At 67.0% G+C, this 11,427-nt stretch carries 6 protein-coding genes; 2 read left to right on the top strand and 4 right to left on the bottom strand.

Going from position 1 to position 11,427, the window contains the following annotated elements; all coding sequences use genetic code 11:
• Positions 1-16: 16 nt before the first annotated feature.
• Together CEJ42_RS07545 and CEJ42_RS07540 are read right to left on the bottom strand one after the other, a co-directional pair.
• Positions 17-5,800: an Ig-like domain-containing alpha-2-macroglobulin family protein gene (locus tag CEJ42_RS07545; protein WP_243397830.1), complete on the bottom strand. Its 5,784-nt coding sequence runs from the start codon at positions 5,798-5,800 to the stop codon at positions 17-19.
• A gap of 239 nt (positions 5,801-6,039) precedes the next feature.
• Positions 6,040-6,921 carry a LysR family transcriptional regulator gene (locus tag CEJ42_RS07540; protein WP_079214513.1) on the bottom strand — a complete coding sequence of 294 codons (882 nt, stop codon included), beginning with the start codon at positions 6,919-6,921 and terminating at the stop codon, positions 6,040-6,042.
• Positions 6,922-7,085: 164 nt separating this feature from the next.
• Between CEJ42_RS07540 and CEJ42_RS07535 the strand changes: the two genes are divergently transcribed.
• Both CEJ42_RS07535 and CEJ42_RS07530 read left to right on the top strand, forming a co-directional pair.
• Complete coding sequence (locus CEJ42_RS07535) at positions 7,086-8,267, top strand: MFS transporter (protein ID WP_079214512.1); 1,182 nt, start codon at positions 7,086-7,088, stop codon at positions 8,265-8,267.
• Between the two features lie 75 nt (positions 8,268-8,342).
• On the top strand, positions 8,343-9,428 hold the full coding sequence (locus CEJ42_RS07530; protein ID WP_088750512.1) for an SDR family oxidoreductase: 1,086 nt from the start codon (positions 8,343-8,345) through the stop codon (positions 9,426-9,428).
• A gap of 100 nt (positions 9,429-9,528) precedes the next feature.
• Here CEJ42_RS07530 and CEJ42_RS07525 read toward each other — a convergent pair whose 3' ends face one another.
• Entirely contained in the window at positions 9,529-10,065 is a 537-nt protein-coding gene (locus CEJ42_RS07525) for a phosphoribosyltransferase (protein WP_079214510.1), read from the bottom strand.
• Between the two features lie 45 nt (positions 10,066-10,110).
• Entirely contained in the window at positions 10,111-11,424 is a 1,314-nt protein-coding gene (locus tag CEJ42_RS07520; protein WP_079214509.1) for an adenylosuccinate synthase, read from the bottom strand.
• Between the last annotated feature and the right edge of the window lie 3 nt (positions 11,425-11,427).

Raw genomic sequence — 11,427 nt, 5'->3', positions numbered from 1 at the left:
GATCGCTCCGCATCACTTACTGCGCCGCCTTGACGACGAGCCTGGCGTTGGGGATCTCGCCGAACATCTCCGGCGCATACATCGCCTCCACCCGCGTCGGCGGCAGGTTGAACTCGCCGACGTTGTTCAGGCGCACCGTGTAGCTGATGCTGGTGCGGCCCTTGGGCATGGACTCGTAGTAGGCGCGATAGGCCTCGAAGCTGCGCTCCTCGTAGGCCAGCCAGCCCAGGCCGCGGTCTCGGTCGCGCGACCTGTCCTGGTTGCCCTGGGCGATCACGGAATCGCGGCCCAGGCCGGAACCCAGCAAGGTGGCGCCGCCCGGCACCGGATCGCTGACCACCACCCAGGTCATGTCGGTCTGGGCGTCGATGTCCAGCGTGATGCGCAACACATCGCCGCGCGTGTAGACGCCGGCCTGCTTCTGCTCGACCGCCTCGATCTTGCGCGTGATGCGATAACCGCTGGAGAACGCTTGCTTCAGCGGCACCGCAGCCAGGCTTTGCAGCGTCACCCAGGGCTTGCCGCTGCCCTCTTGCGCAAAGCGCATCGTGGCGGCGGCGCCGTCAGCCTTGGGCCACGGCAGCTGCAGCTTGCCGCCGCCGGCCGCGCCGCTCCACGCCAGGCTCTGGCTGCCGACGGTGGCGCCGCCCTGCTCCACCGTTGCGCGCGTGCTGCCGGTCACCGGCTCGGACTCGAACTTGCGCGCGAATTTCTCCAGCGCCAGGCTGCCCCAGACGTTGGCCGTGGTGGTGCCCCAATGGCCGCGCTGCTGGCGGCTGATGGCGCCGGCCACCAGGTGCGGCATGTCGTCGCGCCAGGCCGGGTTGTTCAGCTGCAGCAGGATCAGGCGATTGGCGTTGGCGTCGCCGCTGCTCATCAGCCACCACCAGTAGTCGCCCTCCTCGTTGGAGAAGCCCATGCGCGTGCCCTGGAAGTTCAGGCGGGCGCGCAGGATCTGGTCGGCCTCGTCCAGCTTCTTCTGGCGCTCCGGAATGGCCGTCACGCGCTGCAGGACGGCGATCCAGTCCAGCAGGCCCGAGGTCGGCCACTGGTTGGGATTGACCTGCAGCGACCCGAGCATGGACGGCTGCACGCGGCCGTAGCGCGACAGCGCTTCCAGCGCGGCCAGCTTGCGCACGTCGAGATCCCTCTGCGGCGACCAGAAGTCGCGGGTGATGCGGCCTTCGACGAAACCGGCCAGGCCGTCCAGCATCTTGTCGCGGCTGGCCTGGGGAATCGCATAGCCGGCTTCGCTGGTGGCCGCCAGCAGGTAGGCCGTCAGCGTGTCGCTGCCGCGCCGCGCGCCGCTGTCGGCCGGCGGGAAGTAATACGCCAGGCCGTCGCCGTCGAGATAGGTCGGCAACTCCGCCGCGACCTTCTGCCACGCCGCTTCATCGCGCAGGCCGATGGACTTCGAGGTTTTCTGCTCCAGGCAGGAGAAGGGATAGTCGGCGAAGTAGCGCGTCAGCGCCTCGCTGCCGCCGGCCAGGCTGGGCTTCAAGGCCACGGCCAGGCCGCCGCGTCCCGGCAGGTTGCCCGGCGGCTGGGAGACCGGCAGCGAGGCGCTCTTGTCCAGCTGGAACAGCGTGGCCTGCTGCACCGTCACCGGTACGGCGGGCGCCACCCGCTGGCTGAATTTCATCGCGTCCTTCGCGCCCTGGGCGCCCTGCTCCTGGGCGCTGATGTCCCAGGCCAGCTGCGTCACGCCTTCCGGCGCCTGCACCGGCCAGACGACTTCGGCCGACTGTCCCGCGGCGACAGTGACGTCGCGCTCCGGCAGACTCAGCGGTGCGGCCGGCGTGCCGCCCTGCGCGCGCGCCGCCACGCGGATCTTCATGTCGTGCGTGGTGGTGTTGCGCACCGTGACCGCGGCATTGAAGCTGTCGCCTTCGCGCACCAGCGGCGGCAGGCCGGAGATCAGCTGCACGTCCTGCGTCGAGCGGATGCTCACGCTGCCGGTGCCGAAGTAGTTGGCGCCGCTCTCGGCCACGGCGACGATGCGGAACGACGTCAACGCGTCGTTCAACGGCACCTCCAGCGTGGCGCGGCCGTCGGCGTCGAGCACCACGCTGGGCTTCCACAGCAGCAGCGTGTCGAACAGCTCGCGCGTGGGCGCGCGACCGCCGCCGCCGCCGGCCGGCGTGGCCTTCTTGCCGTAGTGGCGCTTGCCGACCACCTGCATCTGCGCCGTCGACGTCTCGACGCCGTAGCTGCGCCGCTGCAGCATGGCGCGCAACACGTCCCAGCTGCCGTTGGGCTGCAGCTCCAGCAGCGCCTCGTCCACCGCCGCCAGCGCGAACTCGCCGCCGGCGGCGGGCTTGCCGTCAGGCAGCCTGACCTGCACCTGCACCTTGGCGGTGGCGCGGATCGGGTACGCGGACTTGTCGGCCGTCACGGCCACCTGCAGCTTGTGGCCGGCGTCGCCGACATTGATCTCGGCGATGCCGTATTTCCAGGCCGGCTTGGAGAGATCGACGATCGGGCCCGGCGCCTGGTATTCGCGGAACTCGTGCCACCAGTTGACCGGCTCCTTCCAGCCCCAGACGAAGAAGGAATACCACGGCACCTCGCGCATGCGACCGCGCACGGCCAGCACCGACACATAGACGTTCGGTCCGTACTCCGCCTTCACCGGCACGCTGATGGTGGGATCGCGTCCCGACAGCTGCATCACCTGCGTATCGATCACGCCTTCGCGCTCCACCGCCACCAGCGCGGTGGCGTAGCGGAACGGCATGCGCACCTGGAACTTGGCCGTCTCGCCGGGCTGGTAGTTCTTCTTTTCGGCCAGGATGTCGATGCGGTCCTGGTTCTCGCCGTCGAACCACAGTTCGTCGCGCCCCGTCACCCACACCGAGGAATAGGCCGAGGACGCATTGCCGCGCGCGTCCTTGGCGCTGGCGGTGAGCTCCACGTTGCCCGCCTCGGACAGCTCGGTGTCGCACATGAACATGCCGTGCTCGTCGCTCTTGCCCGAGCACAGCTTGCCGAGGTCCTGGGTGCTCTGGTCGTTTTCATAGGCGTAGAAGCCGCCGACCATGCGCTTGCGGTGCGAATTGGTCTTGCGCGCGGTGGCGCGGATCTCGACCGGCACGCCAGCCTGCGGCTTGCCCGCGGTATCGAGCGTGACGGCGGTGAGCGTGAGCTTTTTCTTCACCGAGATCCAGTTGCCGGCGCGCAGGCCGACCACCACGCCCGACGGCCACAAGGGCGTGACGGTGGAGACCGTCTGCACTTCGCCGTTGGGGTCGCTGTAGGTCATCTCGGTCAGCAGCTCCTGCGCGCGCTGCGCCGGCGGCAGCTTGGCGATGACGGTCTTGCCGGCACCGTTCTTGTCCAGCGTGACGGCCAGCTTGTCGGCGACGATCTTCTGATCCTCGGCATTGCTGTCGTCATCGCTGCGCGGCGTGCTGAACGAGAAGCCGTCATAGCCGGGCACGTTGACCGGGCGCGAACGCAGCAGGCTGGACACGCGCACCTGCTGGTTGGCCGCGCCGCCGCCGTTGATGTAGTTCAGCTGCAGGTCCAGCGGCAGTTCCTTGATCGCCACCTGCGCCCCCTTGGGCGGCGTGATGCGGCCCTGCATCAGCGGCAGGCGGAATTCCTCGACCCGGAAGCTGCCGGTGTAATACGTGCCGCGGCCATACCAGCCGCGCTCTTCGTCGTTGCCATTGTTGTCGGCAGCCTGGCTGTTGGCGTTCACCCGGCCCTGGTCGAGCACCACTTCATAGCTGCCGAGCTTGGCTTCCCTGGGCAGGTTGAACGTGGTCTCGGCGCTCTTGCCGCCGCGCCAGTTCAGCGGAAACTGATACTCCTGGCCGCTGCCCTGGTGCGTGATGCGCACGCGCGTGGGCAGGTCTTCCTTCTTCATCAGGCCGAAGCCCTGCATGGTCTCGGTGCGCATCACATGCTTCATCGAGACGGTCTCGCCGGCGCGCAACAGCGTGCGGTCGAACACGGTCGTGGCGCGCATGGTGGCGGCGCGGTCGGTATCGGTCGGCACGTTGAAGCGCCAGGATTCGATGCCGTCGTTCCACGAGGTCAGCGCGAAGGCCATGTCGGCGCGCCCCTTCTCGTCGGCCTTGCGGGCGCTGACGAAGAGGCCGTTGATCTTGTCGGCGTTGTCCTGGCTGTAAGGACGATTGGCGCAGGCGTCTTCCAGCGCCGGCAGCACCGCCACGCCGCGGGCGTCGGTCTTGCCCTGCCAGATCTGCGTGCCGTCGCAATTGGAAACCCGCACCTCGGCCTCGGCCACCGGTTTGGCGTTGTCCAGCCGGGTGACCCACACGGCGCCGTTGGCGCGGCCCAGCTTCACGTGCACCGCCAGGTTGGTCACCAGCGCGCTGGTGCGCACGTACATCGGCTGCGGCTTGCCCAGCAGCGACGCGCCCAGCTTCTGCGACTCCAGCTCGACCACGTAGAAGCCCGGGTCTTTCAACGGAATGCCGATCACTTCGAACGGCCATTCGCCCTCCTTCGCATCCTTCAGCGCCGGCAGATCGAGCTTCTTGGCGCCCGGTTCTTTAGCCAGCAGGCTGACGCTGCGCGAGTCGACCTTCTTCGGGTCGCCCCATTTCTCGTGATACTTGTTCAGGCGCGTGAGCCAGGCGATGACGCCCTGGTCGCCCCGGCCGGCGTCGACCTTGAGGTCGGCCACCTTGCCCGGCATGGCGCGGCCGTCCGTGCCGCGCACCTGCAGGCCGGCCTCGACCCGGCGCAGCGTGACCGGCAGGGTCGGGTCGGCGTTCAGCTCGATGATGCCGAACGGCGCGGCCGGGAATTTGGCCAGCGGCGGGAAATCGGCCAGCGCGGATTTCAGCGGGAACGACGAGGCGTTGCCCAGCGTGCGGCCGTCCTCATCCTTGAAGCCGGAGGGCAGCGTGATGGTGAACTCGGATTTCTCGGGGAAAGGCGGCTTGAACGTGATGTCGCTGACCGACTCGCTCTGGTTGCTGTCCAGCGTCGGCTTGATCTTGCCGGTGGTGGCGTTGAGCATCACCTGCTCGGCCAGCTTGCGCGGCACCGGCGAGGAGAACGACAGGGTCACCGGCAGGATCGGCGAGCAGGCGGCATTGGCGTTCTCGCGCTGACAGGAGAAGCCGGCGACGAATTCGCTGCGCACCTGGAACTTGAACACCTGCGGCTGTGAACTGAGCACGGCCGGCGCGTTGGCGGCGGCGATGCCGCGGTCCCACACCAGCTTCACATGCGCGTCGTTGGGCAGGCGTTGCTGGCATTGCACGATGGTCACGGCGGCCGGATCCACGCCCTTGGCGAATTCCTGCAGCAAGGCCTTGCGGTCGCTGTCGCCGACGGCCTTGGCGGGAATGCGCTCGTTGATGCCTTCGGCCTCGCAATACAGATGCTCGCGCACCGAGGCTTCGGTCGCGGCGCCGTTCTGGAACAGGATGAAAGCCTGGTCCTCGGCGATGCGCGAATCGGCATAGGGCTGCACCCGCGTCACCGCCGGGCCGCCGGTGCTGAACTGGAAGCGGCCCTTGCCGCCCATGGCGTTGCCGGCGACGGACTTCACGCCGGTGCGCACGCTGAAGCTGCAGCTGGTGCCGGGTGGCAGGTCGCGTTCGAAGTCAAAGATCCAGTTCTTGTCGTCGGCCCAGCGCGAGACGCCGGCCACCGGGCAATCGACATCGAACGGCGAAGCCGCCTTGGGATCGCCGAACTTGATCATGGATTCGGAAAAGCGCGCCCGCACCTGCCGGATCTTCGCCACCTCGCCCTGCGGCGAGAAGCCGGTGACGGTGACATTGGCCGCCTGCGCCGTAGACATCGGCAGCGCCATGACGGCCGCCAGCCACAGCCCGGCGACGCGCCATGCCTTGGCGGCAATGCCGGATTCAAGCCGGGGGGATTGATATTGTTGGCGCGTCGCGCTCCAGCCTGCGGCCATGCCGGCCTCCGTTTGATTCATCTTGTTCTCCGGAAGATATCCTGCTGATCTTGTTGTATGGGCGGCCACAGGTTTTCCCCCTTGCGGCATCGCTGGCGCTCAGACCTGATTTACGGCAAAACGTTGCGCGACTACAGCTTGCATTGCAAGAAATCGAGGAAACAGCTGATGCGCCTCGACAGCTGGGTGTTGCGATAGTAGACCGCCGAGATCTTTTGCTGGTAGCCGCTGTAGGCCGGCTCGAGCAGCTTGACCAGGCGCCCGGTGGCGATGTCGGCGTCCGACATGAAGTTGGACAGGCAGGCGATGCCCTGCCCGTGCAGCGCCAGCTGGCGGATGGTCTCGCCGCTGGAGGCGCGGATGGCGGGCCTGGTCGGATAACGGTCGCCGCCGGCATGCAGCAAGGGCCAGTGGTTCAGCGACTCGGGCTGGGAAAAACCGATCAGGCGATGATGCTCCAGGTCTTCCACCGATGTCGGCTCGCCATGGCGGGCGACGTAGCCGGGACTGGCGATGATGTTCAAGCGCGCCGAACTGAGCGGCTTGGCGTGCAGCGTCGAATCCTGCAGCTCGCCGATGCGGATGGCGATGTCGGTACGCTGCTCCACCAGGTCGATGAAGCGGTCGTTGGTGGTCAGCTCCAGCTCGATGTCCGGATAGGCCTCGCGGAAGGCGCCCACGTGCGGCACCACGCAATGGATCATGAACGGCACGGCGGCGTCCACCCGCAGCTTGCCGACCGGCTTTTGCGTGCGCATGCGCACGGTTTCCTCGGCCGCCTCCATGGCCGCCAGGATGCTGCGCGCCTGCTCGAGAAAGGCCTGGCCTTCTTCGGTCAGGTCCATGCGCCGCGTGGTGCGGGTCAGCAGGCTGGCGCCCAGCTTCTCCTCTAGCCGCGACAGCGCGCGGCTCACGCCCGAGGTAGTCTGCTCCAGCACTTCGGCGGCGGCCGACAGCGTGCCGGCCTCCACCACCGCGACGAAGGTGCGCAGTTCTTCCGATTGAATCGTCATCTTTGACTCCAGATCAAATATTCTTTGATTCTAACGGTATTTTTCTCAACAAAAGCCCGAGGCACAATCCTTCCCATCGCTGGCAGAGCGATTTTTTCGAACGCTTGCCGGTTCATCAACTTTTTATGACGCATGCCCGCCTCGGGCATCGGGGAAGGATAGAAATGCCAATTGCACTCTGGGCGCTGACCATCAGCGCATTCGCGATCGGAACCACCGAGTTCGTGATCATGGGGCTGCTGCCTGAAGTGGCGGCCAACCTGGGCGTGAGCCTCTCTTCGGCCGGCCTGCTGGTGACCGGCTATGCGCTGGGCGTGTTCGTCGGCGCGCCGCTGGTCACCGCCACCACCGGCCGCCTGCCGCGCAAGACTTTGCTGATGGCGCTGATGGTGGTGTTCGTGATCGGCAACCTCGCCTGTGCGGTGGCGCCGGGCTATGCCACGCTGATGATCGGCCGGGTGGTCGCGTCCTTCGCCCACGGCGCGTTCTTCGGCGTCGGCTCGGTGGTCGCCACCAGCCTGGTGCCCAAGGACAAGCAGGCCTCCGCCATCGCCCTGATGTTTACCGGCCTGACGGTGGCCAACGTGCTGGGCGTGCCTTTCGGCACCTGGCTGGGCCAGATGTACGGCTGGCGCGCCACGTTCTGGGCGGTGACCGCCATCGGCGTGGTCGCGCTGGCGGCAACCGGCCTGCTGGTGCCGCGCTCGCAGGGCGGCGAAGAAGCCGACTTCGGCCGCGAGCTGCGCGTGCTGGCCCGCCCGCAGGTGATGCTGGGCCTGGCGATGACGGTGCTGGGCTTTGGCGGCGTATTCGCGGCCTTCACCTATATCGCCCCCATCCTGACCGACATCAGCGGCTTCCCGCCGGCCGCGGTCTCGCCCATCCTGCTGCTGTTCGGCCTGGGCCTGGTGATCGGCAATCTGCTGGGCGGCAAGCTGGCCGACAAGAAGCTCATGGCCACGCTGATCGGCAGCATGGTGGCGCTGGCCGCGGTGCTGGTGCTGTTCGGCCTGACCAACGAACACAAGATCGCCTCCATCATCGGCGTCGGCCTGATGGGCATGGCCGCCTTCGCCACCGTGCCGCCGCTGCAGATGCGCGTGCTGGAAAAGGCCACCGGCGCGCCCAACCTGGCGTCCTCGGCCAATATCGCCGCCTTCAACCTGGGCAACGCCGCCGGCGCCTGGCTGGGCGGCCTGACCATCGACCATGGCCCCGGCCTGCACGCGGTGCCCTATGTGGCCGCCCTGCTGCCGATCGCCGGCATCGCGGTGGCGCTGGTGAGCTGGAAGATGGATGGCAAGAGCGCCGGCGCGCGTGCCGCGCAAGGCGTCGAAGCCTGCTGAACCGGGCTTTTGCAGCAAGCGATGGTCCCGGCTCCGCGCCGGGACCGCACATCCTGGACCTAACCGGAGACAAGCATGTCCACTTCAAGCCTCACCCCACAGACCGCCCTGGTCGTCGGCGCCAACGGCGTCATCGGCAGCCAGCTGATCGCCCACCTTGCCACCCGGCCCGAATGGAAGGTCATCGGCCTCTCGCGCCGCGGCGGACAGGACAGCCGGGACGGCCGGCTGCGCCATGTCGCGGTCGACCTGCTGGACGCCGCCGATACCCGCAAGAAGCTGGCGCCGCTGGAGCATGTTACCCACCTCTTCTACGCGGCCTACCAGCATCGCCCCAGCTGGAGCGAACTGGTCGCGCCCAACCTGGCGATGCTGCGCAATACGGTGGAAGCCGTCGACGCCATCGCCCCCGGGCTGCGACACGTCAGCCTGATGCAGGGCTACAAGGTCTACGGCGGCCATCTCGGCCCGTTCAAGACGCCGGCGCGCGAAACCGATGCCCAGTTCATGCCGCCGGAGTTCATGTTCGACCAGCAGCGCTGGCTGGAACAGCGCCAGGCCGAATCCGGCGAGCGCTGGAGCTGGTCGGCGATCCGCCCGGCGGTGGTCGGCGGGGCGGCGTTGGGCAATCCGATGAACCTGGCGCTGGCTATCGCCGTGTACGCGACGATTTCCAAGACGCTGGGCCTGCCGCTGCGCTTTCCGGGCAAGCCGGGCGCCTACGACAAGCTGGTGGAGATGACCGACGCCGGCCTGCTGGCCCGCGCCACGGTCTGGGCCGCCACCAGCGAAAACGGCGCCGGCCAGGCGTTCAACATCGGCAACGGCGACATCTTCCGCTGGAGCGAGATGTGGCCCAGGATCGCGCAGTACTTCGGCATGGAGGTCGGCCCGCCGTTGCCGCTGGCGCTGGCCGACGTGATGAGCGACAAGGCGCCGCTGTGGCAACGCATCGCCGAGGCGCACGGGCTGGAAGCGCATTCCTATGAATCGCTGTCGTCCTGGGGCTTCGCCGACTTCGTGTTCTCCTGGGACTACGACATGTTCGGCGACGGCTCCAAGGCGCGGCGCTACGGCTTTCATGAGTACGTGGAGACGGAACAGATGTTCTATCGCCTGTTCGACGAGTTCAGGGAACGCAAGGTGATTCCCTGGTCCTGAGTCCTGCGCCTTGGGCCGGCGCGCCGACACAAAAAAAAGAGCTTGCCGCAGCAAGCTCTTTTTCATTGGAACGCAGGAAAGCGAAAACGCCGGAAACCGCTCAGGCGCCGCCGCCCTTCTTGATCCATGCCGCCAACTGGTGCGGGCCCAGGCCGTCGTAGTCTTCGAACGGCTGGTGGATCCACGGGTTGGTCGCCAGGTAGTCGACGTGATAATCCGGCTCCACGATCGAGCAAGCCTTCCACCACACGACGGCGCTCTTGATCTCGGTGACGGCCGGGTAATGCTCCTTCAAGTGCACCATCACCTTCTGCAGCGTCACGCCGGAATCGACCAGGTCGTCCACCAGCAGGATGCGGCCACCCAGGGTGCCCTTGGTGATGGTGATGTACTTGGCGATGTCCAGCGAGCTGCGGATGGTGCCGGCGGCTTCGCGATAGGAGCTGGTCGACAGGATCGCCAGCGGGACGTCGAAAATGCGCGACATCACGTCGCCCGGACGCAGGCCGCCGCGCGCCAGGCACAGCACCTGGTCGAACTGGTAGCCGGATTCATAGACCTTCAGCGCCAGACGTTCGATCAGGCGGTTGTAGTCTTCCCAGGAGACCCACAGGTCTTTGTCATCGGAGATCTTCATGTTGTGTTTCTTGCTTCGTGTTGCTCGTGTTGCTTGGTACGTGGATTACTTGAACGGGTGGCGCAGGACGATGGTCTCTTCGCGGTCAGGACCGGTGGAGATCATGTCGATGGGCACGCCCACCAGCTCTTCGATGCGCTTGATGTAGGCGCGTGCATTGGCCGGCAGCGCGTCCAGCGACTTGGCGCCGACGGTGGTCTCGGACCAGCCCGGCATTTCTTCGTAGATCGGCTCGCAGGCGGCGGCTTCTTCGGCGCCGACCGGGAAGATGTCGACGGTCTTGCCGTTGAGCTTGTAGCCGGTGCACAGCTTGAGCGACTCGATGCCGTCCAGCACGTCCAGCTTGGTCAGGCACATGCCGGAGACGCCATTGATCTGCACCGAGCGCTTCAGCAGCGCGGCGTCGAACCAGCCGCAGCGGCGCGCACGGCCGGTGACGGTGCCGAATTCGTGACCGACGGAGGCCAGGTGCTTGCCCACGCCTGCATCTGTCGGCAGTTCGGCCGGGAACGGGCCGGAACCGACGCGGGTGGTGTAGGCCTTGGTGATGCCCATGATGTAGTGCAGCATGCCCGGGCCCACGCCGGCGCCTGCGGCGGCGTTACCGGCCACGCAGTTGCTCGAGGTGACGAACGGATAGGTGCCGTGGTCGACGTCCAGCAGGCTGCCCTGCGCGCCTTCGAACAGGATCTTGCCGCCGGCATTGTGCACGGCGTACAGGTCGCTGGAGACGTCGGTGACCATGGGCTTGATGCGCGGCACGTTGGCCAGCGCTTCGTCCAGGGTCTTCTGGTAGTCGACCGGTTGGGTCTTCAGATAGTTGGTCAGGACGAAGTTGTGGTAGTCCAGGTTGGCCAGCAGCTTCTCGGCGAAGCGCTTTTCATTCAGCAGGTCGGCCACGCGGATGGCGCGGCGCGCCACCTTGTCTTCGTAGGCCGGACCGATGCCCTTGCCTGTGGTGCCGATCTTGGCGTCGCCGCGGGCGGCTTCACGGGCCACGTCCAGTGCGACGTGGTAAGGCAGGATCAGCGGGCAGGCGTCGGAGATCTTCAGGCGCGAGCACACTTCCACGCCGGCCGCTTCCAGCTTGTCGATCTCGCGCAGCAGGTCGGGCACCGACAGCACCACGCCGTTGCCGATGTAGCAGGCCACGCCTTCGCGCATGATGCCCGAGGGGATCAGCTGCAGCGCAGTCTTCTTGCCGCCGATGACCAGCGTGTGGCCGGCGTTGTGGCCGCCCTGGAAGCGCACCACGCCTTGCGCGTGATCGGTCAGCCAGTCGACGATCTTGCCCTTGCCTTCATCGCCCCACTGGGTACCGATAACGACGACGTTCTTTGCATTGCTGTTTTGTAACATGAC

The sequence above is a fragment of the Herbaspirillum robiniae genome (genome assembly GCF_002213415.1).
Lineage (GTDB): Bacteria > Pseudomonadota > Gammaproteobacteria > Burkholderiales > Burkholderiaceae_D > Herbaspirillum > Herbaspirillum robiniae.
This window is presented reverse-complemented; position numbering and strand designations above follow the sequence as displayed.

Bases quoted from the DNA above. Each gene is read 5' to 3' on its own strand.
- CEJ42_RS07530 (WP_088750512.1), top strand. From the start codon at position 8,343: ATGTCCACTTCAAGCCTCACCCCACAGACCGCCCTGGTCGTCGGCGCC.
- CEJ42_RS07545 (WP_243397830.1), bottom strand. From the start codon at position 5,800: ATGGCGCTGCCGATGTCTACGGCGCAGGCGGCCAATGTCACCGTCACC.
- CEJ42_RS07540 (WP_079214513.1), bottom strand. From the start codon at position 6,921: ATGACGATTCAATCGGAAGAACTGCGCACCTTCGTCGCGGTGGTGGAG.
- CEJ42_RS07525 (WP_079214510.1), bottom strand. From the start codon at position 10,065: ATGAAGATCTCCGATGACAAAGACCTGTGGGTCTCCTGGGAAGACTAC.
- CEJ42_RS07520 (WP_079214509.1), bottom strand. From the start codon at position 11,424: ATGTTACAAAACAGCAATGCAAAGAACGTCGTCGTTATCGGTACCCAG.
- CEJ42_RS07535 (WP_079214512.1), top strand. From the start codon at position 7,086: ATGCCAATTGCACTCTGGGCGCTGACCATCAGCGCATTCGCGATCGGA.